Genomic DNA, 26,345 nt, shown 5'->3' with positions numbered 1-26,345 from the left:
GGCGGATTTACTTCAATGCAGATACTTCCGATTTATCGACCGATGCTAACCCTCAAGGCCAATAGCGGCATCGACCGCGCAAGAAGCAAGACAAGACAGACGACCGGGATCGCGCCATGTTCTTCCTGCTGCGTTTGGCATTCTGGCTCGGGCTTGTGCTCGTGCTGCTGCCGAGAGACAAAACACCCGAGGCGGACAAGACGCCGCCGATCAGCGCGTCGGATGCGGTGTCGGCCGCGACCGCGACGATCAACGACATGGGCCAGTTCTGCAAGCGCCAGCCGTCCGCCTGCGAGGTCGGCGGCCAGGCCGCGACCGCGATCGGCCAGCGCGCGACCGACGGGGCGCGCAAGCTCTACCAGATCATCACCGACAAGAAGCCGCCGGACCACACCGGCTCGATCGGCAAGGACGATACCGATTCAGCCACCGCGTTCCGCGACACGCTGACCGCGGATGACCAGTCGATCGAATTCCGCCTGCCGCCGACGCCGTGAGCGGAAACCAAAGCGCTGTCGCGCGAAGCGGATCCCGGTTCGCGTTGAAGAAAACCCGTCAAAACAACCGGGAACCGGGTCCATTTTCATCGCTTTCGCGGCCCGCCTTCCTATATAAGCCGTCAAGGACAGGACGCGGGCCACGATGACGACGATCGACGAAATCAGGGACAATTTTGCGCTGCTGGACGAGTGGGACGACCGTTACCGCTATGTCATCGAGCTCGGCCGCACGCTCGAACCGTTGTCGGAGGCGGAGCACTCGGCCGAAAACAAGGTGCAGGGCTGCGTCAGCCAGGTCTGGCTGTCGAAGCGCATCGAGCGCGGTGCCAACGGCGAACCGCGCCTGATCTATATCGGCGATAGCGACGCCCACATCGTGCGCGGCCTGGTCGCGATCGTGCTGACGCTGTTTTCCGGGCAAACGCCCAAGGAAATCCTCGGCACCGACGCACTCGCGCTGTTCGACGAATTCGGCTTCCGCGACCATCTGACGCCGCAGCGCTCCAACGGCCTGCGCTCGATGGTCGACCGCATTCGCAACGATGCGCGCGAGGCGCTGGCGTCCGCCGCGTAATCTCTTATTTCCGCTTCCGCGCCTGCTGGCCGAGGCCCATCTTCTTGGCGAGCTGCGAGCGCGCCACCGCATAGTTCGGCGCCACCATCGGATAGTCGGCCGGCAGGCCCCATTTGTCGCGATACTGCTCCGGGGTCATGTTGTACTGGGTGCGCAGATGGCGCTTCAGCGACTTGAAGCGCTTGCCGTCCTCGAGGCACACCAGATATTCGGGCGTGATCGACTTCTTCATCGACACCGCAGGCTTGGCCGGCTCGCTCGGCGTGTCGCTGCGTCCGCTCGACACCCGCAGCAAGGCGGAGTGGACCTGGCTGATCAGGTTCGGAATGTCCGAGGCCGGCGTCGGATTGTTGCTGAGGTAGGCCGAAACGATGTTGGCGGTCAGCTCGACCGGCGTTTTGCCTGACGTATCGGACATGGCTCAATCTTCCCCGTGCTATCGACAGCCCGGCGCCCACCGGACAGTATCCATGCGCAGCAATACATTAATGGAATCGCGTACTACTTTGCGAATATGCACGAATTGCAGCAAATCTGACAACAACGGCCGCGTTTCCGGCCTCGGGCCGGCCGCGCGCAAGTATTAGAGCGTTTTCCAGCGAAGGGGACACCGGTTCGCGTGCAGAAAACGCGTCAGACCAGAATCCAGAGCCCCGTTCCGATTCAATCGGAACGGAAATGGCTCCAGCCCGGATCTTAAGGCCGCTGCTCCAGGTGCGACCTGAGCTCGTCGATCGAGGCAAATCGCATCATGCCCTCCGGCATCTGCGCCTCGATCGATCCGTCCGAATAGAGCGAATAGGCCATGCCGTCGACGACGCCGGATTTGAGCACGGTCACCGGCGGCTGCTCCTGGGGCGGCGGCGGATGGCCCGATGCCGGCGAGGCTGCGGCGGCCGACTGGGCCTCGCCGAAGGTCGATGGCGTCCGGGGCCCGCGCCGGGGGGCGACGTCGACCGACCGCGGCCGGTCGGCCTTCGGCCAGGCATCATCGAAGGTTGCCGGCGCCGGTTCGGCCGAACCGCCCGGATTCGAGCGCAGTTCCGGCGACAACAGATCCGGCGTGAGCGGCTCGGCGGCACGCCCCTGGCTCCGTTCGCGCTCCTTGCGCGAGGAGGAGAACAGCAGATTGCGCCGCTTGGGCGGTGCCGTGCCATCCGCGGGCGCGGCCGCCGGCACCTCGCCTGATGCGCCGCGCGAGGCGATTTCATCGTGCCAGGGCGGCGGCGCCGTCGGCGCGGATGGCGGGGACGCTGGAGCCAGCGGCGGAGGCGCCGACACCTTCGGCTCAGGCGGTGGGAACACCGGATCGTCGGGAGTGCCGCGCGGGGAAGTTGCAGACGACGACCCGGACCGCAGACCCACGGCAACGACGGCATCGAGCCGGTCGCCCATGGCCTGGAGTTCGCGAAGGATGGCGGCAAGGGCCACAACAATCACGCCGGTACATGCGCCGGTCACGCCTGTTGCGATCAACGTGCCGCCGACGCTGAATTCCTTGTTTGGAATTCCGAGGCCGATCGCCGCCAAGCCCGCCACGACCAGGCCCGCGCCGACGACCAACAGACCAACCTTCATCGAACTAACCCCCGGGAGACCCGACCGAAAATCGGCGCGGGCCACCAACGCCACGATACCGTCATATTGCTCACACCGCCAACCGCCAATTGTAGACAGAGTTCCCTAAAATCCCGCTTAACCGGGCGCGATGCGCTGCTTCACCGCGGCTGCAGCGGCTGTCCGGCAGCCAGCTCCCGTAGATCTACTGGCTACGAATTGCTGCCAATTTATTGCAACGCATCTGGGAAATTACGCCACAATTACCAATTACTTGGAAACGGAACTGCGCTATGGATGCCGGGGAATGAGGCCCTAAAGCGCCAATCTGGGCCACAGGCACGCCGGTATCACTAGCTATGTCATCGATTACGACGTCTGCCCTCGAGGCGCCTGCGCGGCGCTCGGTGGAGAAGACCTGCGACGATCTCGCTGTCCTCGTCCTCGGCGTGGTCGCCGTGGTCGCCGGCTTGACGTTCCGCGATTACGGTCTGGGCTGGGACGATTACACCCACGCTGAATATGCCGACCTCCTGCTGCGCATGTACGGGTCCGGGTTCAAGGACACCGGCGCGCTGTCGTTTGCCAATCTGTATATGTACGGCGGCGGCTTCGACATGGCCGCGGCCCTGCTGCACAAGATCATTCCGCTCGAACTGTTCGAGACGCGCCGCCTGCTCGGGGCAATCGTCGGCGTCATCGGCCTTGCGGTAACCTGGCGCCTGGCGCGCCGCGTCGGCGGCCCGCTGGCAGGACTGGCGGCGCTGCTGCTGCTGGCGCTGTGCCCGACCTTCTACGGCCACATGTTCATGAATCCGAAGGATGCGCCGTTCGCCGTGGCGATGGTGGTCCTGATCATGGGCCTCGTGCGCCTGATCGAGGAATATCCGGCGCCCTCGCCGCGCACCATCCTGATCGTCGGCCTCGGGGCCGGCCTGTCGATCGGCTGCCGCGTGCTTGGCGGGCTCGCATTGATCTACGCCGTGGTCGGCTTCGTCCCGCTCCTGATCGAGGAGTTCCGCAAGCAGGGCCCGCGTGAGGCGACCCACCGCTTTGCCCATGTCGTCTATGTGCTGCTGCCGGGACTTGTGCTGGGCTATCTCGTGATGGGCCTGATCTGGCCATGGTCGATCATGGAGCCCGGACATCCGCTCGAAGCGGTGACCTATTTCTCGCACTTCTTCGAGAAACCCTGGAAGGAGATGTTCGACGGCGCGCTGGTGTCGGTGCCGGACATGCCATGGTCCTATCTGCCCACTCTGTTCGCGCTGCAGCTTCCCGAAGTACTGCTGGTGCTGCTGGCCGCCGCCGTCGTCATCACCTTGATGTCGCTGTCGCGCTACGACGTCACCGCAAAGCGCAAGTCGATCATGCTGATGCTGACGCTTGCGGCGACGCTGCCGCTGGTGATCGCGATGGTGAAGCGGCCGGCGCTCTATAACGGCATTCGTCACTTCATCTTCGTCATTCCGCCGATGACGGTGCTGGCCGGCGTCGCATTCGCGCGCGGCATGGACTGGCTCGGCGAGAACCGCCGCGCCTGGCAGCCCGCGGCGCTCGCCGTGTTCGCGTTCGGCCTCTTGCTGCCGCTCAGCGAAATGATCCGCCTGCATCCGTATCAGTACACGCACTTCAACCACATCGCCGGCACGGTGCGGACCGCGGACAACTTCTTCATGCTGGACTATTGGGGCCTGGCGCTGAAGCAGGCATCCGACGGGCTGCGCGAGCAGTTGGCGGAGCGGCAGGAAGTGCCGCCGCAGAACCGCAAGTGGAAGGTCGCGGTGTGCGGACCGCAGCGCCCCGCGCAGGTCGCGCTCGGCCCCGACTTCACGATCGGCTGGGACAGCAATGCTGCCGACTTCGCGATGACGCTCGGCGAATTCTACTGTAAGGGCCTGGCCGCGCCTGTGATGGTCGAGATCAAGCGCGACGACGTCGTGTTCGCCCGCGTCTACGATATCCGCGGCCGCAGCATCTCGAGCCTGCTGGCGATCCCGGCGCCGTAACGCATCACGCTGCCCACTGACGATCGCCGTTCGGAGCGTGGGCCGCATGCCGACATGACTGTCACGCCGTTACTCTGCCTTGCTGCGGTCCGGTGGCGGCGCTAGGCTTCGACGAAGCAATAACGTCATCAATGGAGCAATCGGCCATGTCGCCAGCGGAAGCGCGCCTGAAGGAAGTGCCGTCGGATATGAGTGCGGCGGAATGGGAGCAGCGGATCAATCTCGCCGCCTGCTACCGGCTGGTCGCGCTCTATGGCTGGGACGATCTGGTCGATACCCACATTTCCGCGCGCGTCCCCGGACCCGAGCACCACTTCCTGATCAACCCCTACGGGCTGATGTTCGACGAGATCACCGCATCGAGCCTGGTCAAGGTCGACCTCGACGGTAACCAGCTCTCGAAGAGCGACTACAGCATTAACCCGGCCGGCTTCACCATTCATTCGGCGATCCACGAGGTGCGCGAGGACGCCGGCTGCGTGCTCCATCTACACACCGTCGACGGCACCGCGGTGTCGAGCGGCCCCGAGGGCCTGTTGCCGCTGAACCAGACCGCGCAGCTCGTCACCCACGACCTCGCATATCACGACTATGAAGGCATCGCGCTCGATCATGACGAGCGTCCGCGCCTGCAGCGCGATCTCGGCAGCAAGAACCATATGCTGCTGCGCAATCACGGCACCCTGACGGTCGGCCGCTCGGTCGCGTCCGCGTTCGAGCGGATGTACCATCTGGAGCGCGCCTGCTCGATGCAGGTGGCGACCCGCGCGCTCGGACCGATCGCCTATCCGGTCGACCCGCACGCGATCGACAAGAACACCGAGCTTCTCTCCAACCCGGACCGCGCCGAGCTGCGCTCGACCCAGCTGGTCTGGCCGCCGCTGCTGCGCAAGCTCGACCGGGTCAATCCCGGCTATCGTGATTGAAATTTCACAATCTTCGGCTAAGCTAACGGCCAACACCCTCTGCACTATCCGAATCAAAACGCCGCCCAATTCCGGGCGGCGTTTTTACGTGCAGTGCGCCTTGCGCTATTTGGCGTCGGCGAATGCCGCCAGGATCCGCGCCCAGGAGCGGATGCCCTTGTGGTAGCTCTTGAGGTCGTACTTCTCGTTCGGCGAATGGATGTTGTCGTCGTCGAGCCCGAAGCCGATCAGCACACTGTCGAGGCCGAGCGTGTGCTTGAAATCGGCGACGATCGGGATCGAGGCGCCGGAGCCGATCAAGAGCGCCTCCTTGCCCCATTCGTCGGTCAGCGCGCGGCGCGCGGCTGCCAGCGGCTTCATGTTCCAGTCGAGCGCGATCGCCGGCGCGCTGGAATGGTCGGTGAACTCGGCCTTGCAGTCGGCCGGCAGGCGAGCCTTCACATAGTCGCGGAACGCCTTTCGGATCTTCTCGGGATCCTGTCCCTCGACCAGGCGGAACGAAACCTTCGCTGACGCCTCGGCCGCGATCACCGTCTTGGAGCCCTCGCCGGTATAGCCGCCGACGATGCCGTTGATGTCGCAGGTCGGGCGCGAGGAGACCTGCTCGATCAAGAGCCGGTCCTTTTCGCCGGCGGGCACCGAGAGGCCGATCGGCTTGAGGAAGCTCTCCGGCGTCAGATTGAGCTGCTTCCACTGGGCCAGAATATCCGGCGGCAAATCCTTCACGCCGTCATAGAAACCGGGGATGGTGATGTGGCCGTTCTCGTCATGCAGGCCGCCGAGGATCCGCGTCAGCACGCGGATCGGGTTCTGCGCGCCGCCGCCGAACACGCCGGAATGCAGGTCGCGATTGGCGGCCTTGATCTTGACCTCGTCATAGACCAGGCCGCGCAGCGAGGTGGTGATCGCCGGCGTATTCGGGTCCCACATGCCAGTGTCGCAGACCAGCGCGAAGTCGGCCTTGAGGTCGTCCTTGTTCGCCTCGAGGAACGGCACGAAATTCTTCGATCCGATCTCCTCTTCACCCTCGATGACGATGGTGATGTCGACCGGCAGCGATCCCGTCACCGCCTTCCAGGCACGGCACGCCTCGACGAAGGTCATCAACTGTCCCTTGTCGTCCTCGGCGCCGCGCGCGACGATGATCTTGCGCCCGTCGGCATGGTCAGTCACCACGGGCTCGAACGGCGGACGGTGCCAGAGATTCAACGGATCGACCGGCTGCACGTCGTAGTGGCCGTAGAACAGCACGTGCGGGCGTCCGTCGGTCGCCCCATTCAGCTTGCCGACCACGGCCGGATGGCCGGCGGTCGGCCGCACTTCGGTCTTGAAGCCGAGGGTTGCGATATCCTTGGCGAGATGATCGGCAGCCGCCTTGCAGTCATCAGCGAAGGCCGGATCGGCCGAGATCGATTTGATCCGCAGCAGCGTGAACAGCCGCTCGAGACTGTTGTCGAAATCGGCGTCGATGCGATCGAGGACGGGCTGCAGCTTGGCGTTGGACATCGCGGATATCCTTGTTGTTGGACGTTGCGCCAGGTTGTAGCGCGACGGCCGCGGGAGGCAAAGCCGGTCTCCCGCTTCGGCCGACCGGCGCGATGCTATCTGCGCAGCAATCCACCGAGAGCGCCGCGCACCAGCGCCCGGCCGATCGAGCCGCCAACCGAACCGCCGAGCGACTTGCCGAGATCGGCGGCCACGCCACCGATCACCTTGTCGGTCACCGAGCGCGTGACGCTGCGCGCGATCACCTGCCCGGTCGACATGCGGCCGCGCTTGACGTTAGTGCCGAAGATCGTGGACGCGATCGAACCGAGCTGGCCGAGGATGCCGCCACCCTCGCCGCCAGCGCTGCCGTCCGCCGGCGCCGCCGTCCCGGAGAGCCGCTTCTGGATGATCTCGTAGGCGGATTCGGCATCGACCGCGGTGTCGTATTTGCCCTTCACCGGGCTCGCATCCATGATCGCCTTGCGCTCCTCCGGCGTGATCGGCCCGATCCGCGCCGACGGCGGGCGCACCATGACGCGCTCGACCATCGACGGCGTGCCGCCGCCCTCGAGGAACGACACCAGCGCCTCGCCCTTGCCGAGCTCCATGATCACCCGCGCGGTGTCGAGCTTCGGATTGGGCCGGAAGGTCTGTGCGGCCGCGGCAACCGCCTTCTGGTCGCGCGGCGTGAAGGCGCGCAGCGCGTGCTGCACGCGGTTGCCGAGCTGCGCCAGCACCTTGTCCGGCACGTCGATCGGATTCTGGGTGACGAAATAGACACCGACGCCCTTGGAGCGGATCAGCCGCACCACCTGCTCGATCTTGTCCATCAGCGCCTTCGGCGCGTCGGTGAACAACAGATGCGCCTCGTCGAAGAAGAACACCAGCTTCGGCTTCGGCAGGTCGCCGGCCTCCGGCAATTCCTCGAACAATTCCGAAAGCATCCAGAGCAGGAAGGTGGCGTAAAGCCGCGGGCTCTGCATCAGCTTGTCGGCAACCAGGATATTGACCATGCCGCGGCCATCGCGGTCGGTGCGCATGAAATCCTTCAGCGTCAGCGCCGGCTCGCCGAAGAACTTGGCGCCGCCCTGGTTCTCGAGCACCAGGAGCTGACGCTGGATCGTTCCGACGGTCGCCTTGGACACATTGCCGTAGCTCTGCGCCGCTTTGCGGATCGGTGCCAGCGGATCCTCCTCGTCGTCGGCAGCCTTCTTGCTGCCGTCCGGGGCGATCGCATCCAGCAGCGCCCGCAGATCCTTCATGTCGATCAACGTGAGACCGTTCTCGTCGGCGACACGGAAGGCAACATTGAGCACGCCCTCCTGCACGTCGTTCAGATCGAGCATCCGCGACAGCAACAGCGGTCCCATCTCGGTGACGGTGGCGCGCACCGGATGGCCCTGCTCGCCGAACACGTCCCAGAATACGGCCGAGAACTGATCCGGCTGGAAGGTCAGGCCCATCTCCTTGGCGCGCTTCAGGATAAAGTCCTTGGCCTCGCCGACTTCGGAGATGCCGGAAAGATCGCCCTTGATATCGGCTGCGAAAACCGGAACGCCGGCGCGCGCAAATCCTTCGGCCATGACCTGTAGCGTGACGGTCTTGCCGGTTCCCGTCGCACCGGTCACAAGGCCGTGGCGGTTGGCCAGCGCAAGCGTCAGCCAGGCTGTTTCCTCGCCCTTGCCGATAAAGATTTTCTCATCGGTGTCGGCCAACTTGGTGTCGGACGTCGCCATCGCTTCGCCTCTTAACGCGATTTTAAATCGGCTCGATCCATTCGAACCGATGACATCATATTGCATCTTGCAGGTCGATTGAAACCATCGGCGCGCACTGATGTATATTGTCGCTCCACCAGTTCCTCATACTTTATTCCCGGCCAAGTGACGAAAGGCATTGCGCATTGCGACAAGATGGTGTGAATCCGCCGCTCACTCTTGCAGAGGTGCAACACTTCCGACGCGATCGAAAAAGAAAACGAACTGAAATGCGCGGATCGCTTGTATTTCGTGACACAGGCGCTCAAGATAAATCTTCAAGAATGATCCGGCAAAAACCGGTTGAGGCGGGGCAATATGGACGAATTGGTTGGGCAGCTGGCCGCGAAGGCCGGCATCGACGGTGCTGTCGCTGAAAAAACCATCGGCATCGTTCTGGGTTTCCTCCGTAACGAGGGACCTTCCGACAAAGTCCAGGCTCTGATCGACCAAATCCCCGGCGCCGAAGCGGCAATCGCCGCCTCCAACAACAGCGGTGGTCTATCGCGGTTGATGGGTGGCGGTCTGATGGCTGTCGGCACCCGGCTGATGGCGCTTGGATTGAGCATGAGTGAGATTCAGAACGTCGCGCGTGAACTTTTCAGGTTCGGCCGCGACAAAATCGGAGCGGATCAAATGGGCGAGATCATCTCGGGGACGCCGGGCCTCAGCCAGTTTGCCTGAAGCATTTTCCCAAACGCCATTGCACGTGCGCTCCCTTCTACCTGCATACGAGTATCATGACATACCCCCTCTCCGAGATCGAAGGCCTGTCCGCCTATTGCGCCACCAAACTGAAATCGCAGGGTATCCGCACGACCGACGCACTGCTTGAAGCCGCCCGCACCGTCAAGGGACGCAAGGCGCTCGCCGCCAAGACCGGGATCAGCGAACAACAATTGCTCGAATGGGCCAACATCTCCGACTACATGCGGATTCCCGGCATGGGCAAGGCGAAGGTCGGCCTGGTCCGCGCCGCCGGCGTCACCACCGTGCGCGAGCTCGCGCACCGCAACCCGTCGCGGCTCGCGCAGAGCATGAAGGACGCCAATGTGCGGCGTAAGCTCGTCCGCGTGATGCCGTCGGAGAAGTCGGTCGAGCTGCTGATCGAAGAGGCACGCAAGCTGCCTCCCAAAATCACCTATTAGCCTGTCTTAACGGCATTCGGCCGCCGGCCGCGTCACCCGTCATTGCCACACCTTGACTTGCCGCTGCGGTCAGCGCAAAGCCACCGCATGATGGCGAGCAGGCCCATAGCATCGACGGTGACCGGCCCGGCCGTATCGGCGGTGCTGCCGGCGCTGTTGTCGCGGCCTTATCCGGCCGTGATGGGCATCCTGAACGTGACCCCGGACTCGTTCTCCGACGGCGGCCAGTTCGCCGCCCCCGAGGAAGCGCTGGCACAGGCCCGCAAGCTGGTCGCCGAGGGCGCCGATATCATCGACATCGGCGCGGAATCCACCCGCCCCTACGGCTCGCAGCCGGTCACCGCCGAGGCCGAAATGGCGCGGCTGAAGCCGGTGCTCGCCGACGTGACCGCACTTGGCGTGCCGGTCTCGATCGACAGCATGAAATCGGAGGTCGTGGCCTGGGCGCTCGACCAGGGCGCTGTCATCGCCAATGACGTCTGGGGCCTGCAGCGCGATGCCGGCATGGCGCCGCTCGTCGCCGCACGCGGCGTGCCCGTGATCATCATGCACAATCGCGAGCAGGCCGATCCGGCGATCGACATCATGCAGGACATCGCCGCCTTCTTCGAGCGCTCGCTCGCGATCGCCGCGAGCGCCGGCATTTCGCCCGACCGGATCGTGCTCGATCCCGGCATTGGCTTCGGCAAGACCCCGGAGCAGAGCATGATCGCGCTGGCGCGGCTGTCCGAGCTCGGCTCGTTCCGCCTGCCGCTGCTGGTCGGCGCCTCGCGCAAGCGCTTCATCAGCACGGTCGTGCCGTCGGAGCCGCAACAGCGGATCGGCGGCTCGATCGCGGCGCATCTGATCGCCGCGCAGAACGGCGCCCGTATCATCCGCGCGCATGACGTCGCCGAAACCGTTCAGGCGCTGCGCGTGGCCGCGGCAATCGAGGGACAGCAATGACCGATACGATCTTCATCACCGGGATCGTCATCCATGCCCGTCATGGCGTGATGGAACATGAGACCGAAGTCGGGCAGCGCTTCGTCATCGATCTCGAGCTCTATACCGACCTCTCGGAATCCTCGCGCACCGACCGCCTCTCCGACACCGTCTCCTATTCCAACGTGGTGGCGACCGCGACATCGGCATTCAAGAACACCAACTACAAGCTGCTGGAGCGCGCCGCGGGGGCGGTGGCCGAGGACATCCTGGCGAGCTTCCCGCGCATCCGGGCGGTCAAGGTCACGGTGCACAAGCCGCACGCGCCGATCGCCGCGATCTTCGACGATGTCGGCGTGGTGCTGACCCGCTCGCGCCATCAACCGCCCCAGGGTTGAACGCAGATGGCCGACGTCCTGATCGCCCTGGGCGGCAATGTCGGCGACGTCCGCACCACGTTTCGCAAGGCGATCGCCAATATCTGCGGCATGACCCAGGCCGCGCTCGTCGCGCGCTCGTCGGATTATTCGACGCCGCCTTGGGGTGAGCAGCAGCAGGATAGCTTCATCAACGCCTGCATCGAGATCGAGACCAGTCTCGATCCGCATGCGCTGCTGTTCACGCTGCACAAGATCGAAGCCAAATTCGGCCGCGACCGCGCCAATGAGCAGCGCTGGGGGCCGCGCACGCTCGATCTCGACCTGATCGCCTATGACGACGTCACACTGAACAAGCCGGAACTGACGCTGCCGCACCCGCGCCTGTTCGAACGCGCCTTCGTGCTGGTGCCGCTCGCCGAGATCGTTCCCGACCGCGTCATCGCCGGGCGCCGCGTCGCCGATGCGCTGGCCAAGGTCTCCGCCGACGGTATTTTCCGTCTAGCGGACCTCGATTAAAGCCAAACCACCGCAAACAACCGTTTGGCTTGGCCGCCTGCCCGTGGCAATTTCCGGCCAAATCAAGGGGCTCCTCGCGGGGGCCGGTGAAGGACGATTTGGGCGGATGACGACCTCGACTGACGATTTGGCTCTGGCTTCGGATTTTCGACCTGCGACCTATGACGACTGGCGCAAGCTGGTCGACGGCGTGCTGAAAGGCGCCCCGTTCGAAAAGCTGGTCGGCAAGACCTATGACGGCCTGAAGATCGATCCGATCTACCGCCGCGCCACCAACTCAAGCCCGCTCGCCGGCCGAGCCGCGGCCGCGCCCTGGCAGATCCTGCAACGGGTCGATCATCCCGATGCCGCACAGGCCAATGCGCAAGCGCTGCAGGATCTCGAGAACGGCGCGACCGGCCTCGAATTCGAGTTCGCCGGCGGTCCCGGCGCGCGCGGCTTCGGCCTTGCCGATGCCAGCAAGAAGACGCTGGCGCGCGCCTGCGGCGGCGTCCATCTCGATGCCGGCATCATGATCGCGCTCAATCCGGTGATCGGCCGCGAGAACGCCGGCGAGACCTTCGCCGACATGGTCGAGGCCCGCAAGCTCGACCCGGCCAAGCTCGACCTGCATTTCAATTACCAGGCGCTCAGCACCATGGCCGTGCGCGGTGCTGCGGCCATCGCCTGGCCCAACTACGAAAGGTCGTTCGGCCAGGTCGTCAATGGCCTGATCAAGCGCGGCTTCAAGGGGCCGTTCGTGCTGGCCGACGGCCGGCCGGTCCACGATGCCGGCGGTTCCGAGGTGCAGGAACTCGCTTTCACGCTCGCACTGGGCCTCGCCTATCTGCGCATGCTGGAAGGCGCCGGCATCGATCTCGATGCGGCGCGCGCGGGCATCTCGTTCCGCCTCAGCGCCGATGCCGACCAGTTCCTGACCATGGCGAAATTCCGCGCGTTGCGGCTGCTCTGGGCACGGGTCGAGCAGGCCTGCGGCCTCACGCCGAAGCCGATCTTCGTCAACGCGCAGACCGCCTGGCGCATGCTGACCCAGCGCGATCCCAATGTGAACATGCTGCGCGCGACGATCGCAACCTTTGCGGCCGGGCTCGGTGGCGCCAATGCGATCACGGTGCTGCCGCACACGCTGGCGCTCGGCCTGCCTGATGACTTCGCCCGGCGCGTGGCGCGCAACACCCAACTCGTGCTGCTTGATGAGTCTAACCTCGCCAAGGTCTCCGATCCCGCGGCCGGCGCCGGCGGCATCGAGACGCTGACCTCGCAGCTCTGCGAGGCGGCGTGGACGCTGTTCCAGGAGATCGAGAAGGCCGGCGGCATCTTCACAACACTCGAGCAAGGCCTGCTGCAAAACAAGGTCGCCGCGACGCGTGCGCTGCGCGAGACCAATGTGGCGAAGCGCCGCGACGTGCTGACCGGCGCCAGCGAATTTCCGGATCTGCGCGAGGCCGCCCCCGCGGTGCTGGATGTGAAACCATCAGCGCCGGTGTCGGTGGCCGATGCCAAGGTCACCTTCGATGCCCTCGCACCGATGCGGCTCGCCGAGCCGTTCGAGGCGCTGCGCGACAAGTCGGATACCGCGCTCAGGGCGCATGGCGCACGGCCGAAGATCTTCCTGGCCAACCTCGGCACCGCGGCGGACTTCACCGCTCGCGCGACCTTTGCCAAGAGCTTCTTCGAAACCGGCGGGATCGAGGCCATCGACAGCGAGGGCTTTGCCGACGCGGCGGCGCTGGCCGCGGCCTTCAAGGCCTCGGGCGCCACGATGGCGTGCATTTGTTCCTCGGATAAGGTCTATGCCGTCAGCGCCGCTGAGGTCGCCAGGGCCCTTCAAGGCGCCGGAGCAAGGCATATCTATCTGGCAGGGCGGCCCGCCGACCAGGAAGCGGCGCTGCGGGCGGCCGGCATCGGCGAGTTCGTCTTCGCCGGCGGTGATGCGCTGGCGACATTGCGCGAGGCCTATCGGCGGATGGAGCAGACATGAGCGCAGAAGCACCATCGACACCCGTTCTGACCGGCGGCTGCCAATGCGGCGCCGTCCGATTTGCCGTCTCGGCGGCGCCGACCCGGATCAGCATCTGCCACTGCCGGATGTGCCAGAAGGCGTCCGGCGCGCCATTTGCTTCCTTCGCCGACATCGATCGCAACGACTTCAAATGGACCCGCGGCAAGCCCGCCGCGTTCAGGTCCTCCTCGATCGCCGAGCGCGACTTCTGCGCGGCCTGCGGAACGCCCCTGAGCTTCCGCCGTATCGACGGGCCGCGGATCGAGATCATGACGGGCTCCTTCGACCGGCCCGACCGGGTGATACCGACGCAGCAATTCGGGACCGAGTCCCGCCACGGCTGGGTGGTCGGCATTGCCAACCTGCCGAGCCAGACCACGATGCAGAACTACGGGCCGGACAAGATGGCGACGATCGTCAGCCATCAGCATCCGGATCATGACTAAGGAAGCCCAGGAATGACGCGCATTCCCAATTTCGCCGATGTCGCCTTCCAGCCCGTTGCCACCACGGCCCCGGCTGCGAGCGCCGAGCCGTGGCTGACGCCCGAGGGCATCCCGGTCAAATCCGTCTACGGCGAGGCCGATCTCGAAGGCATCGACTTCCTCGATACCTGGCCGGGCATCGCGCCCTATCTGCGCGGCCCATACCCGACCATGTATGTCAACCAGCCCTGGACCATCCGGCAATATGCCGGCTTCTCCACGGCGGAGGACTCCAACGCATTCTATCGCCGCAACCTCGCCGCGGGTCAGAAGGGCTTGTCGGTCGCGTTCGACCTCGCCACCCACCGTGGCTACGACTCGGATCATCCGCGCGTCTCCGGCGACGTCGGCATGGCCGGCGTTGCGATCGATTCCATCTACGACATGCGCACGCTGTTCGCCGGCATCCCGCTCGACCAGATGAGCGTGTCGATGACCATGAACGGCGCGGTGCTGCCGATCCTGGCGCTGTTCGTTGCGGCCGCCGAGGAACAGGGCGTGCCGCCGGAGAAACTGTCGGGCACCATTCAGAACGACATTCTGAAAGAGTTCATGGTGCGCAACACATATATCTATCCGCCGGCGCCGTCGATGCGGATCATCTCCGACATCTTCGCCTACACCTCGCAGCGGATGCCGAAATACAACTCCATTTCCATTTCCGGCTACCACATGCAGGAAGCCGGCGCGACGCAGGACCTCGAGCTCGCCTATACGCTCGCCGACGGCGTCGAATATCTGCGCGCCGGACTTGCCGCGGGCCTCGACGTCGATCGTTTTGCGCCGCGGCTGTCGTTCTTCTGGGCGATCGGCATGAACTTCTTCATGGAAGTCGCCAAGATGCGCGCTGCGCGGCTGCTGTGGGCCAAGCTGCTCAAGCAGTTCAATCCGAAGGATCCGCGCTCGCTGTCGCTGCGCACGCATTGCCAGACCTCGGGCTGGTCGCTGACCGCGCAGGACGTGTTCAACAACGTGATGCGCACCACGATCGAGGCGATGGCGGCAACGCAAGGCCACACCCAGTCGCTGCACACCAACGCGCTCGACGAGGCCCTGGCGCTGCCGACCGACTTCTCCGCGCGTATCGCCCGCAACACCCAGCTGTTCCTGCAGCAGGAGAGCGGCACCAACCGCATCATCGATCCGTGGGGCGGCTCCTATTATGTCGAGCGGCTGACCCGCGATCTCGCGGCAAAAGCCTGGGGGCACATCCAGGAGGTCGAGGCGCTCGGCGGCATGGCCAAGGCGATCGAGGCCGGCGTGCCGAAACTCAGAATCGAGGAAGCCTCCGCCAAGACCCAGGCGCGGATCGATGCCGGCCGCCAGGCGGTGATCGGCGTCAACAAGTTCAAGCCGGACAACGAGAAGGCGATCGACGTGTTGAAGGTGGAGAACTCCACCGTGCGGCGGCTGCAGATCGACAAGCTGGCGCGGCTCAAGAAGGAGCGCAACCAGAAGGACGTCGATGCGGCGCTCGCCGCGCTCACGCGCTCGGCGGGCGAAGGCAACGGCAATCTGCTGGCGCTTGCCATCGACGCCGCGCGCGCCAAGGCCACCGTCGGCGAGATTTCAGACGCGATGGAAAAGGTGTTCGGCCGCCACCGCGCCGAGATCAAGTCCATCACCGGCGTCTACAAGCGAGAGGCAGCGGCGATGTCCAACAAGGTCGAAAAGGTGCAGGCGCTGATCGATGCGTTCGAGGAGGCCGAAGGCCGCCGCCCGCGCATCCTGGTGGCAAAAATCGGCCAGGACGGCCATGACCGCGGCCAGAAGGTGATCGCATCCGCCTTCGCCGATGTCGGCTTCGACGTCGATATCGGGCCGCTGTTCGCAACCGCCGATGAAGCCGCCCGCCAGGCGGTCGAGAACGACGTCCACATTCTCGGCGTCTCCTCGCTCGCCGCAGCCCATCTCACCGCGGTGCCGGAACTGAAGGCCGCGTTGAAGAAGCACGGCCGCGAGGACATCATGATCATCATCGGCGGCGTGGTGCCGCCGCAGGACTACGACGCGCTCTATGCCGCCGGCGCCGAGGCGATCTTCCCGCCCGGCACCGTGATCTCTGATGCCGCCGAGGAGCTGATCCACAAGCTCAACGCCCGGCTCGGCCATAGCGAGGCGGCAGCGGAGTGAGTAGCGAGGACGAGGAAGCCCAGCCTTGGCATTCCAACGAGCCAATGGCACGCTACGAAGTGCTTTTTCCTCTCCTGCCTGACTACATTCCAAAGTACACGATCGGCGGCGGGCGGCTCCCTCGCATAGGACTCTCTGACAAGCATGATCTTGGATTGCGAAAGAGAATTCTAGCCGCACTTGTCGCGGAGAAGCTACAGATCAGCCTTGGCTAGCAGAAAAGCGCTATGCTGAGGAGCCGAATGCCTCTCGTTGGCTCGGCCTTACCGACAGAATCGACTCGATTTATAATGAAGGTATCGCGTACTTCGACCAGTATCTTTCGCTCTCAAAGGATGAGATTGCCAATAGCTCCTCGGAAGGTCGCGGTCTATCTTGGCAGTTTTTCTATCGAAATGTCGGTTCATTCGATGCAGCGAAGCGCCTCGCTGAATTCGGCTACCTTTGCGAAGTGGCGACTATCTTGCGATCTGCATTGGAACAGTTTGCTTTTTGTTCAAAGCTAGATTCTCTTGAAGAGCTGCCGGATTTGAGATCGCTACAACCGGTTCAATGCTTGAACCACTTCAAGCGGTTTGTACCAAGTGCTGGCCGACTTTACGGATTGATGTCAAAATATACCCACTTTGAATACGACCATCACACGCATTTTTTTGCGTACTCGCCCAAGGGCAATCAGACGCTAAGGCAAGCATCGGTACTGCGAGGCTATGCCACTTTTCTTTTGCTGCTAGTGATGGTTTGCGCGTGCAGATATACGATCGCTGTTACGCCTCGTGATGCGCGCACCTCATTGACTAATGCTCAGTCATTTGTTGACGCTGTCGATGCATTTTTCAATGACGTCTGCGGAATATTTTCGCAAGATGCCGTGCTGGCTAAAATGAAGGAATCGCTCCAAGCCATTATGCGAGAAGAGGCATCCTTTGATTTTCCAGGCACTGAAGCGTAGAATGCGGGCTACTCAATCTTGCTCCGTAAGAGCGATTGGGCACGTAGTAGCTGCTATCTTGGCGTGTGGACTTACGGCCGCCATCGCCGCCGATCCCAAGCCCGACGCCACGATCAAGAACGCGAGCATCGAGGCGAGCGTCTATCTCGACGACAAGATCAAGGCGGACGCGGCGTTGGCGGCCAACTGCCTCGCCGAAGGCAGGAAGTGGATCGACAAGAACGCCGCGGAGGCTGCGGCCGACCGCAAGCAGGAACCTGAGCTGTTCAAGGATCGCGGCGGCTATTCATTCGAGCGCAAATATTCGGTGCGCTCGATCGTCGACGACCGCTATGTCAGCGTGCTGCGCGACGACTACATGAACACGCTCGGCGCGCATCCGAACACCGACGTCAACACCATCTTGTGGGATACGACGGCAAAGAAGCGCATCAGCATCCGTCCGTTCTTCACTGAACCCGCCGACAACGGCCCAACCCTGACGGCGATGCGCAAGGCCGTCGTCTCGGCACTCAACGCCGAGAAGAAGCGGCGCGGTGCCGGCGAGACCGCAACCGCCGAATGGTACAAGGAGCTGAAGCCGACCTTGCTCAAGATCGGCGCCGTGACGCTCGCGCCCTCGACCGTATCAGGCAAGAGCTCCGGCCTCACCTTCCACTACTCGCCCTACGCCGTCGGCCCCTATGCCGAAGGCCAGTATGTCGTGTTCGTGCCGTGGGAGACCCTGAAGCCGTATCTGACGGCAGAAGGCGCGAAAATCTTCGCCGGGGCGCGGCCGAAGACCGACGCGAACGATCAGCAATAGTTCGTAGCCCGCATGAGCAAAGCGATGTGTGGGAACGATTTCGCCCGACATCGCGGAGCCTGTCGTTGGGCGCGACAACTATCATCGTCGCCGTCCCGGCGAAGCTCGGGACCCACAACCACCGAAGGTGATGGTTGTGCGCCGCTGCGGCCACAGCGGGGCGAGAGGGTCTCCTGCACGATTTCGGAATAATGGAATTATGCCACTGATTTGCCCGACGTGTCAAGCCGCGCGTCGAATGCCGGCAGCCGGTGGCTACTGTGCATGGGGTTGTTTTCGATATTTTGGCAGCGCGCACCCTGCGACGGCAGCTATCGCATCCGGCTATCGGCCTCCAGGCGTCATCAACAGGCCGCACCGGTGCCGACCCGCGTTCCCCTCGCCTGCAACCGGTAGCCGTTGTAAACCAAGACCATGAACGCCTCGAAGCCCGCCTCTCCCGACATCCACGCCCTCGCCAAGGAGCTTCGCGCCGGCCACCGCGCCGCGCTGGCGCGGGCGATCACGCTGGTCGAGAGCCGGCGCGGCGACCACCAGGCGGCGGCGCGCGAGCTGGTGCAGGCGCTGCTGCCCGACACCGGCAAGGCAGTGCGGGTCGGCATCACCGGCTCGCCCGGCGTCGGCAAGTCGACCACGATCGATGCACTCGGCATGTTCCTGATCGAGCGCGGCCACAAGGTCGCGGTGCTGGCGGTCGATCCGTCCTCGGCGCGCACCGGCGGCTCGATCCTCGGCGACAAGACACGGATGGCGCGGCTCGCCGTCTCCGATCAGGCCTTCATTCGTCCCTCGCCCTCCTCGGGCACGCTCGGCGGCGTCGCGGCGAAGACCCGCGAGGCGATGTTGCTGTGCGAGGCCGCCGGCTTCGACGTCGTGCTGGTCGAGACCGTCGGCATCGGCCAGTCCGAGACCGCGGTCTGCGACATGACCGACTTCTTCCTGGCGCTGATGCTGCCGGGCGCCGGCGACGAACTGCAAGGCATCAAGAAGGGCCTTGTCGAGCTCGCCGACATGATCGCGATCAACAAGGCCGACGGCGACAACCTCAAGCGCGCCAACCTCGCCGCCGCCGACTATCGCAGCGCGCTGCACATCCTCGCGCCGCGCTCCGAGCATTGGCATCCGCCGGTGGAGACCTATTCGGCGCTGACCGGCGCCGGGCTCGACCGGCTCTGGCAAAGGATCCTCGACCACCGCACCGCGATGAATGCCTCGGGCGAGTTCGCCGGCCGCCGCCGGGAACAGCAGGTGAAGTGGATGTGGTCGATGCTGGAGAGCCGGATGATGGCGCGGCTGCGCTCGGATGCCGCGATCCGCGCCAGGGTGAAGAAGATGGAGGCCGAGGTCGCGGCCGGCCGCATCTCGCCCGCGGTCGCCGCCGAACAGATCGCGGAGATGCTGCATTGAGCGGCAGGCTGCGCTTCCTTGTCACCGGCTTCGGGCCGTTTCCGGGTGCGCCGTTCAACCCGACCATGCCATTGGTGAAGCGGCTGGCCGCTCTGCGCCGGCCGGCGCTCGACGACGTCGGGCTTTCGAGTCACATCTTCGACGTCACCTACGCCGCCGTCGATCGTGAATTGCCGGAGCTGATCGCAAAACACCGCCCACAGGCGCTCTTGATGTTCGGCCTCGCCGGCCGCACCGGCTATCTGCGGATCGAAAGCCGCGCCCGCAACGCGGTGACGACGCGCTTCCCCGATGCCGGCCGCCAGCATGCGCGAAAGGGATCGATCGAGGGCGGCGCCGATGCGCGCATGTTCGGGTCGCATACAGAAAAGCTGCTGCGCGCCGCGCTGGCGACCGGGATCGACGCGCGAGCCTCGCGCGACGCCGGCAGCTATCTCTGCAACTACCTGAGCTGGCGGGCGATCGAGGCCGTGAACCGCGACAATGATCTCCGCCTCGCGCAATTCGTCCACGTTCCGCCGCTCGCCCATGACGGAACGGCCGCGCCCGGCAAATCACACATCACGCTGGAAGCGCTCGTCGATGCCGGCGAAGCGATGCTGATGGAGCTGGTGAAACTGACCCGGCAGGCCGCGCGCGCGTGAGCCTGCGGATTGGGCGGTGCAAGTACACGCCCCTAGTTGGCATCCTCCAACTCACGCGTACGCAAGCTCAACCGTAGACCCCAGCAAATGCTAAAATTGGATCGAATGACGAGGTCTGCAACGGCCATTCAGTGTCGTCCCGGCGAAGGCCGGGACCCATAACCACGAACGATCATTGTTGAGCGTCGCCGGAATGACGAGTCCCTTTCACAACACAAGCCGCGGCGTATGGGTCCCGGCCCCCGTGCGCAATTGCGCACTAGGCCGGGACGACGCCCGGGAAGGAGCCGTGAGCTCTCATTCTCTCCGGTGTCGTGCCCGCGCATGCGGTCATCCAGTACGCCGCGGCCTCTCGGTTCAAGCACCGGCGTCTCTGGAATTCTGGATCACCCGCGGGTGATGACATCGAGGAACGACTGTTTGACAACGTGAATCGGTTGCACCCGCGATTAACCCTACCGCCAACAATCGCCCGGCTGCGTCGGCGTGTTCACCATACCGCGCCGCGTTTCGCGCTACCACTCGACCCGCGAACGTCACCGCTCGCGAATATTGCGAGGGCCTTGCCCATGGACGTCAACCGCCGCCATCTTATCGGAGCAACCGCCGCCGGCGCAGCCGGCGCGCTTGCGATGTCGCCGGACGCCGCGCGTGCCGCCGCGCCATCGACCGGCTCGCTCGGCCGCGACGTCATGCAATATGGCGTGCGCCCCGGCAGCCCCGACGACCAGACCCGCAATCTGCAGCGCGCGATCGACGACGCCGCGCGGGCGCAGGTGCCGCTGGCGTTCCCGCCCGGCGTCTACCGCACCGGCCTGTTGCGGCTTGCGCCCGGCAGCCAGCTGATCGGCGTGCGCGGTGCCAGCCGGCTGGTGTTCAACGGCGGCGCCTCGCTGCTGGAAGGCGAAGGCGCCGGCGGCGTCGTCCTGATGGGCCTCACCTTCGACGGCGGCGATGTCCCGCTGCCGAACCGGCGCGGCCTCGTGCATTGCCTGTCCGGCCGCGACATCCGCATCACCGATTGCCGGTTCACCGGCAGTGGCGGCAACGGCATCTGGTTCGAGCAGATGTCGGGCGACGTCAGCAACAACGTCTTCACCGAGATCGCGACCACGGCGCTGGTGTCGTTCGACGCGATCGGCCTGATGGTGTCGCGCAACACCATCAAGGGCACCAACGACAACGGCATCGAGATCCTGCGCACGGCGATCGGCGATGACGGCTCGATCGTCGCCGACAACCGCATCGAGGACATCAAGGCCGGCCCCGGCGGCTCCGGGCAGTACGGCAACGCCATCAACGCCTTCCGCGCCGGCAACGTGATCGTGCGCGGCAACCGCATCAAGAACTGCGACTTCTCGGCGGTGCGCGGCAATTCGGCCTCCAACATCCACATCACCGACAACAGCGTCAGCAATGTCCGCGAGGTCGCGCTCTACTCGGAGTTCTCGTTCGAGGCCGCGGTGATCGCCAACAACACGGTCGACGGCGCCGCGATCGGCGTCTCCGTGTGCAATTTCAACGAGGGCGGCCGCATCGCGGTGGTCCAGGGCAACATCATCCGCAACCTGCTGCCGAAGCGCCCTGCAGGCACCGATCCGAACGACGGCGCCGGCATCGGCATCTATGTCGAGGCCGACAGCACCGTCACCGGCAATGTGATCGAGAACGCGCCGACCTTCGGCATCGTCGCCGGCTGGGGCAAGTACCTGCGCGACGTCGCGATATCAGGCAACGTGGTCCGCAATGCCTTCGTCGGCATCGGCGTCTCGGTGGTGCCGGGCGCCGGCACCGCGCTGATCAACAACAACATGATCTCGGAAACTCCGGGCGGCGCCGTAGTCGGGCTTGACCACGCCCGCCCGATCACGCCGGATCTGTCGGCCGGCGGCGCCCAGCAATATGCGCAGCTTGTGGTCGGCGCGAACGCGGTGCGGCGCTAGCGCATGATCCGGAAAGGTGCGAAGCGTTTTTCCCTCGCGACAAACGCGGAACGCGTTTGCACGGAGATCATGCTCAAAAAATAAGCGAGAGCGGTCGCCTACAGCGCGTTGCGCAGCAGCGGATAGCGCCGCTGGATGGTGTCGAGATCGAGCACCGGAGGCCGCACCGCCGGAGGGGGCATCTCCAGCGGCGGCGCGTCGGCCACGATGAGGGGCTGCTCCAGCACTTCCGTTGCCGTCTCCAGCGCGGCCGCGACCGCGGTCATGGCGGCCTCCGCCAATGTCGCGGCCTCCGACCGCCGCTCCGGCACTGGCGAGATATCGCGCGGCGGCAGTTTCGACCTGCCGCGGCCGAGCCAGGACAGATCGATCGGCGAATTGTCGAGCGAGGCTTCGCGTGACAGCAATTCGCGCCAGATGTCGACCGCAGCGCGGGCTTCCCTGATGTTCTCGAGAAAGGCCTGCTCGCTGTGATAGCGCCGCCAGCGCCCGGTATCGAACAGTTCAGTAAGGTGCTCCAGCCTTTGCTCGGCGAGGTTGCACCAGCGTGCAACGATCTCCTGGCCTCTGGCCACGTCGGTCCGATGTGTCATTCAAGTTGCCCGCAGGAAAAGAAACGGACGCAGACGCAACCGAACCGAATCAACTGGACGTGACGCCGATATTCTGTGGAAAAGGTAAATAAAGTCTAACTAAATTCTTAATCGCAAACCGGCGATCGAAGAAGTCCGCTCGACTACGGAGTTTCTCGCTCGAACTCCCGTCAAGTCATCGACTGCCATGATGGCGAAGCGCATCGCTGCCGGGCAACGCACAGCGGAATGATCTACAGCAAACCGTCGCAGCCGTCGCGCGTATGGCCATCCCGCCGCGATCGGTCGGCGGCATCGCGCCGCGCACGGTCAAGCCCGTCATGCAAGGGTGCCCCCAAAATGAAAGACCCGTCCGGGGGGACAACCGGACGGGTCAAAGCCATACGGGCGCTTGGGGTGGATGGGCGCTCGCGCCTGATATAGCCGGGGAGGGATAAACCGCTCCCACACACATAAGTCGTGAGAGGAAGGCGGACGTTCAAATCGCCGGCGATTTTTTTAACCTTCTCGCGCCGCGGTTCCATCGCACCGTTGCCGGCGTTCGGCGTCGAAAATCACTGCGCAGCACGGCGATTTGCTGCGGAATCCTCCGATGCGATCGACGGCGCAGGTTCATTCGATGTGCGGCTCACGGAAGTGTTATTGCCGTCGGCCTGCTCTGCAGGCTGCGACGGTCTGTCCGCGGCAGAGGCGACCGGAGCGCTGGTCGCCGCCATCACCGCGGCGAGCGCATCCGCCTCGCCGGCGCCGAACAGATCGTCACGTCCAGGCGTCCCGAGATCGCGCGCCGTGCTGGTCAGGATTCGTCGCACCTCGGCGGGCTTCAATACCGGATTCCGTTCCAGCACCAAGGCCGCGATGCCGCTGACGAACGCGGCCGAAAACGAGGTGCCCGACATCAGCTGGTACTTGCTATCAGGCACCGGCACGAGGAGGTCGGCGCCCGGGGCCGCCAACGCGATATGGCTGCCGCGGTTCGAGGCCGCCATCAGCCGGTCGCCGGCATCGGTGCCACTCACCGCGATCACACCGGGATTGGCGGCCGGGTACAGCGGCGGCGATGTCGCGCCGGCATTGCCGGCCGCGGCGACCAACACGACGTCCCTCGCCGCGGCGGCGGCCACGGCGCGCCCGACAAGTGCATCCTGCGGTCCGGCAAAACTCATGTTCACGATCTGCGCGCCATGCGCCACGGCGTAGTCGAGACTCCTGAGGATCACATAGGAGGTGCTCCCGGCGCCGCCCGCGACCGCACCGAAGGTGCGGATCGCCAGGATCCGCACTTCCGGCGCGCTCCCCGTCAGCCTGACGCGCGCCGCAATCGCGCCGGCAATGGCGGTGCCGTGGGCTTGCGGGCCATCCTTGCTGCCGAGCGCATCGAACGTATCCGCGACCGTGTTCGCCAGCTCCGGATGAGAGGCATCGATACCGGAGTCGATCACGGCAATGGTGACATTCATTCCGCGCGCCAGCTTGTGGGCCGCGGGCAGATGGAGCTGTGTCTGGGCATATTGCGCCGGATCGCTGCCGCCCGATGCCTTCTGGTCCTGCAGCGCGTAACGGTAATTCGGCTGCACGGAGCGGACGCCGGCATCGCCTGCGAGCTCGCGGCTCGCCGTTTCGGCCGAACGATTGCCCAAGATGCGGAACAGGCCGATCGTCGCACCCAGCAGCGCGACATTCTGCGAGGCGATCCGCCTCAACCCATGGCGGCGCGCGAGCGCATCGGCCTCCGCCTCCGTCAAGGCGCCGTCGATCTCGGCCACGAGCTCATTCGGCACGGTTCGCCCGCTCGACGCATCCTGCGTGCGCAAACTGCCGCCACTGCCGGCGGCCTTGCCCTTCCGCGCTGCGCTCTTGCCGGCGGCCGTGCGGTCGGAGCATTGGCCGCGATCGCCGTCATCGCAATTGGCGGAGAAACGCGGCGCGGGGCGCACAGGGGGCGGCGACACGCGCGATCGTGGCCCATCGTCGGTCCACGACGTGGCCGGGCCGCGGTCCACCGACGACGGCATGCGGCCAAACGTGCCGCCGAACCCGCCGACGGGATTGCCACCAACACGGCCCATAGCGGGATTGGCCCGCTGCCCAAGCGAGACCTGTGGCGCGCTACCGGTCGGAGATCGCATGAAATTCTGGGCGGAGGCGGAGCCGGCAACACAAATCAGCAACAATGCTGCGGCCGCGGCGATCGCGTGGTTCATCGATCTGGTCCGGCCGTTGGCGGCCATGGTGACCTCAACTCGGCGCAGAACCGTCAGCCGCTGATTACGGCGTTTCGACCGCGAGGCTGACGATCTTCTCCTTCTGCAAGCGCGCAATCAGCGCAGCGGCGCTGCCCTTGTCCATTGCGCGGAACTGCAACCGGAACATCCCGCCCTTCCCGTCGAGGATCGAGGCCCGGTAATTGTCGAGCAGCGACGTGATGTCGGCGATCCTGGCATCGGGCGTGAAGCGCACCAACAGCCGGGTCGGCGTCGCCGCCGCGCTGGCACCGAGGTCGCGGGTGATCGGCGCGGGTGCAACGGCGCTCGGCGCGCTGCGTTGTTCGACCGCATCAAGCGAGGCGGTCTCGAACAAAGCCGGCTGGCTGCGCATCAGCACCGTGCCGATCACGCCTGCCTGCAACAACACCACGACCGCGCCGAGGCCGGACGACCAGGCCAGCGTCCGCGGCGATAATTTCGAAAAGAACTCCGAGACGGAGGCCGACATGCGTGCCCCCATCGACGGCTTGTGCTCCGGCTCGGCATCGATCGCGGCGAACAGCTTATGCATGGCGCGCGCCGAGGGCGCACCAAGGCTCTCGTTGAGGCCGATGGTTTCGGCATATTCCTCGCGGATGACGGCATATTGCCGGGCGAGTTCCGGATCGCTCGCGAGCGCGTCCTCGACGCGGCGCGTGTCACGCGCGTTCAGCGTGCCGGCCGCGTGCCAGGGCAGCAGCATCTCGATATCGTCAGGCTCTTGCACCTTTTTTCTCGCAGCCATCATGGCCAACCTCGCTCGACACCGGCTGCCTTCAGCAACTCGGCAAGTTTCTTGCGCGCATAGAACAGGCGCGTCTTCACGGTATTCTCCGGAATCCCCACGATCTCAGCGACATCTTCCACGGATTTCTCGTGATAGTAGACAAGATCGACAATTTCCCGATGTTCCGCCGATAGTCCCGTCAGGCACCTACGCAGCGTGTCACCGGTGTCCTTCTTCTGCACTACCGTTTCCGGATCGTCGGACGTGTCCTCGATCGCGTTCGCGGCCTCATCGTCCAATTCGGCGTCCTTCCTTCGCCGCAGCGAAGACAACGCCTTGAACCGGGTAATCGCCAGAAGCCAGGTCGAAACGGCGGATCGTCCCTCAAACTTGCCCGCCTGACGCCACACGTCCAGGAAGACCTCGCTGATGAGATCTTCCGCCACCTGTTCGTCCCGCACGAGCCGAAGCCCGAAGCGGTACACCCTGACATGGTGCCGCCCGTACAGCACCTGCATGGCAAGCCGGTCGCCTTGAGCGATCCGAGCGATCAGAACGTCGTCTGAAGCCGCCTGTGTCGCGCTCAATGGCCGTCTCGCAAAGTTGGTCTGAAGGGGGCGGTGCGTGGT

Annotated in this window: 26 protein-coding genes; 18 read left to right on the top strand and 8 right to left on the bottom strand. The window is 64.8% G+C overall.

Annotated elements, in window-relative coordinates:
- Window positions 1–116 precede the first annotated feature (116 nt).
- Window positions 117–497, top strand: coding sequence for a DUF5330 domain-containing protein (locus tag AC1VNY_RS30095; protein ID WP_028345346.1), 381 nt, complete (start codon window positions 117–119; stop codon window positions 495–497).
- A 145-nt stretch (window positions 498–642) separates the two neighbouring features.
- Window positions 643–1,074, top strand: a complete 432-nt coding sequence (locus AC1VNY_RS30090; RefSeq protein WP_304499400.1) for a SufE family protein — start codon at window positions 643–645, stop codon at window positions 1,072–1,074.
- 4 nt (window positions 1,075–1,078) lie between these two features.
- Here the strand turns inward: AC1VNY_RS30090 and AC1VNY_RS30085 are convergent, their stop codons facing one another.
- The gene (locus tag AC1VNY_RS30085; RefSeq protein WP_018270656.1) at window positions 1,079–1,492 is read right to left on the bottom strand and encodes a Ros/MucR family transcriptional regulator; all 414 of its coding nucleotides are present in this window, start codon (window positions 1,490–1,492) and stop codon (window positions 1,079–1,081) included.
- Window positions 1,493–1,770: 278 nt separating this feature from the next.
- Window positions 1,771–2,652: a DUF308 domain-containing protein gene (locus tag AC1VNY_RS30080; protein ID WP_482407907.1), complete on the bottom strand. Its 882-nt coding sequence runs from the start codon at window positions 2,650–2,652 to the stop codon at window positions 1,771–1,773.
- A gap of 338 nt (window positions 2,653–2,990) precedes the next feature.
- Between AC1VNY_RS30080 and AC1VNY_RS30075 the strand changes: the two genes are divergently transcribed.
- Window positions 2,991–4,640: a glycosyltransferase family 39 protein gene (locus AC1VNY_RS30075; protein ID WP_137476441.1), complete on the top strand. Its 1,650-nt coding sequence runs from the start codon at window positions 2,991–2,993 to the stop codon at window positions 4,638–4,640.
- Between the two features lie 146 nt (window positions 4,641–4,786).
- Window positions 4,787–5,566 (top strand): class II aldolase/adducin family protein, encoded by a 780-nt coding sequence (locus AC1VNY_RS30070; protein ID WP_028345351.1) that lies wholly within the window; start codon window positions 4,787–4,789, stop codon window positions 5,564–5,566.
- A 105-nt stretch (window positions 5,567–5,671) separates the two neighbouring features.
- On the opposite strand, the gene AC1VNY_RS30065 is transcribed toward AC1VNY_RS30070, so the two are convergent.
- Window positions 5,672–7,072, bottom strand: a complete 1,401-nt coding sequence (locus AC1VNY_RS30065) for a M20/M25/M40 family metallo-hydrolase (protein ID WP_482407906.1) — start codon at window positions 7,070–7,072, stop codon at window positions 5,672–5,674.
- A 95-nt stretch (window positions 7,073–7,167) separates the two neighbouring features.
- Window positions 7,168–8,790 (bottom strand): helicase HerA-like domain-containing protein, encoded by a 1,623-nt coding sequence (locus AC1VNY_RS30060; protein ID WP_482407905.1) that lies wholly within the window; start codon window positions 8,788–8,790, stop codon window positions 7,168–7,170.
- Between the two features lie 339 nt (window positions 8,791–9,129).
- Here AC1VNY_RS30060 and AC1VNY_RS30055 point away from each other — a divergent pair, with 339 nt between their 5' ends.
- From AC1VNY_RS30055 to AC1VNY_RS29995, 13 genes are all read left to right on the top strand, one after another.
- The gene (locus tag AC1VNY_RS30055) at window positions 9,130–9,495 is read left to right on the top strand and encodes a hypothetical protein (RefSeq protein WP_016841849.1); all 366 of its coding nucleotides are present in this window, start codon (window positions 9,130–9,132) and stop codon (window positions 9,493–9,495) included.
- A gap of 56 nt (window positions 9,496–9,551) precedes the next feature.
- Window positions 9,552–9,959 carry a DUF4332 domain-containing protein gene (locus AC1VNY_RS30050; RefSeq protein ID WP_018270650.1) on the top strand — a complete coding sequence of 136 codons (408 nt, stop codon included), beginning with the start codon at window positions 9,552–9,554 and terminating at the stop codon, window positions 9,957–9,959.
- 87 nt (window positions 9,960–10,046) lie between these two features.
- Complete coding sequence (gene folP / locus AC1VNY_RS30045) at window positions 10,047–10,904, top strand: dihydropteroate synthase (RefSeq protein WP_482407904.1); 858 nt, start codon at window positions 10,047–10,049, stop codon at window positions 10,902–10,904.
- Complete coding sequence (gene folB / locus AC1VNY_RS30040; RefSeq protein WP_016842351.1) at window positions 10,901–11,281, top strand: dihydroneopterin aldolase; 381 nt, start codon at window positions 10,901–10,903, stop codon at window positions 11,279–11,281. Before folP ends, folB begins: the two co-directional genes overlap by 4 nt.
- A 6-nt stretch (window positions 11,282–11,287) precedes the next feature.
- On the top strand, window positions 11,288–11,779 hold the full coding sequence (gene folK, locus AC1VNY_RS30035) for a 2-amino-4-hydroxy-6-hydroxymethyldihydropteridine diphosphokinase (protein ID WP_482407903.1): 492 nt from the start codon (window positions 11,288–11,290) through the stop codon (window positions 11,777–11,779).
- Between the two features lie 106 nt (window positions 11,780–11,885).
- Entirely contained in the window at window positions 11,886–13,760 is a 1,875-nt protein-coding gene (locus AC1VNY_RS30030) for a methylmalonyl-CoA mutase family protein (protein ID WP_482407902.1), read from the top strand.
- Window positions 13,757–14,227 (top strand): GFA family protein, encoded by a 471-nt coding sequence (locus tag AC1VNY_RS30025; RefSeq protein WP_482407901.1) that lies wholly within the window; start codon window positions 13,757–13,759, stop codon window positions 14,225–14,227. The genes AC1VNY_RS30030 and AC1VNY_RS30025 overlap by 4 nt, the downstream gene beginning before the upstream one ends.
- Window positions 14,228–14,239: 12 nt before the next feature.
- Window positions 14,240–16,399 (top strand): methylmalonyl-CoA mutase, encoded by a 2,160-nt coding sequence (gene scpA / locus AC1VNY_RS30020; protein ID WP_482407900.1) that lies wholly within the window; start codon window positions 14,240–14,242, stop codon window positions 16,397–16,399.
- Window positions 16,400–16,862: 463 nt separating this feature from the next.
- A complete protein-coding gene (locus AC1VNY_RS30015) occupies window positions 16,863–17,351 on the top strand; it encodes a hypothetical protein (protein WP_482407899.1) in 489 nt (162 codons plus the stop codon).
- 1 nt (window position 17,352) lies between these two features.
- The gene (locus AC1VNY_RS30010) at window positions 17,353–18,156 is read left to right on the top strand and encodes a DUF3298 and DUF4163 domain-containing protein (RefSeq protein ID WP_482407898.1); all 804 of its coding nucleotides are present in this window, start codon (window positions 17,353–17,355) and stop codon (window positions 18,154–18,156) included.
- Between the two features lie 414 nt (window positions 18,157–18,570).
- Entirely contained in the window at window positions 18,571–19,563 is a 993-nt protein-coding gene (gene meaB, locus AC1VNY_RS30005) for a methylmalonyl Co-A mutase-associated GTPase MeaB (protein ID WP_482407897.1), read from the top strand.
- Window positions 19,560–20,207 carry a pyroglutamyl-peptidase I gene (locus AC1VNY_RS30000; protein WP_482407896.1) on the top strand — a complete coding sequence of 216 codons (648 nt, stop codon included), beginning with the start codon at window positions 19,560–19,562 and terminating at the stop codon, window positions 20,205–20,207. The genes meaB and AC1VNY_RS30000 overlap by 4 nt, the downstream gene beginning before the upstream one ends.
- A 569-nt stretch (window positions 20,208–20,776) precedes the next feature.
- Entirely contained in the window at window positions 20,777–22,150 is a 1,374-nt protein-coding gene (locus tag AC1VNY_RS29995) for a TIGR03808 family TAT-translocated repetitive protein (RefSeq protein ID WP_482407895.1), read from the top strand.
- Between the two features lie 98 nt (window positions 22,151–22,248).
- Here the strand turns inward: AC1VNY_RS29995 and AC1VNY_RS29990 are convergent, their stop codons facing one another.
- Window positions 22,249–22,743, bottom strand: coding sequence for a TIGR03809 family protein (locus AC1VNY_RS29990; RefSeq protein ID WP_482407894.1), 495 nt, complete (start codon window positions 22,741–22,743; stop codon window positions 22,249–22,251).
- A gap of 554 nt (window positions 22,744–23,297) precedes the next feature.
- The gene (locus tag AC1VNY_RS29985; protein WP_482407893.1) at window positions 23,298–24,872 is read right to left on the bottom strand and encodes a S8 family serine peptidase; all 1,575 of its coding nucleotides are present in this window, start codon (window positions 24,870–24,872) and stop codon (window positions 23,298–23,300) included.
- On the opposite strand from AC1VNY_RS29985, the gene AC1VNY_RS29980 reads away from it, so the two are divergent.
- Complete coding sequence (locus AC1VNY_RS29980) at window positions 24,871–25,011, top strand: hypothetical protein (RefSeq protein ID WP_482407892.1); 141 nt, start codon at window positions 24,871–24,873, stop codon at window positions 25,009–25,011. The genes AC1VNY_RS29985 and AC1VNY_RS29980 overlap by 2 nt on opposite strands.
- Here AC1VNY_RS29980 and AC1VNY_RS29975 read toward each other — a convergent pair whose 3' ends face one another.
- Entirely contained in the window at window positions 25,012–25,737 is a 726-nt protein-coding gene (locus tag AC1VNY_RS29975) for a hypothetical protein (protein WP_482407891.1), read from the bottom strand. It lies immediately after the preceding gene.
- Window positions 25,734–26,303 carry a sigma-70 family RNA polymerase sigma factor gene (locus AC1VNY_RS29970; protein WP_016843228.1) on the bottom strand — a complete coding sequence of 190 codons (570 nt, stop codon included), beginning with the start codon at window positions 26,301–26,303 and terminating at the stop codon, window positions 25,734–25,736. The genes AC1VNY_RS29975 and AC1VNY_RS29970 overlap by 4 nt, the downstream gene beginning before the upstream one ends.
- Between the last annotated feature and the right edge of the window lie 42 nt (window positions 26,304–26,345).

Source organism: Bradyrhizobium ferriligni (assembly GCF_056837965.1).
Note: the sequence above shows the minus strand (reverse complement) of the source record. Positions and strands in the feature narration are given on the sequence as shown.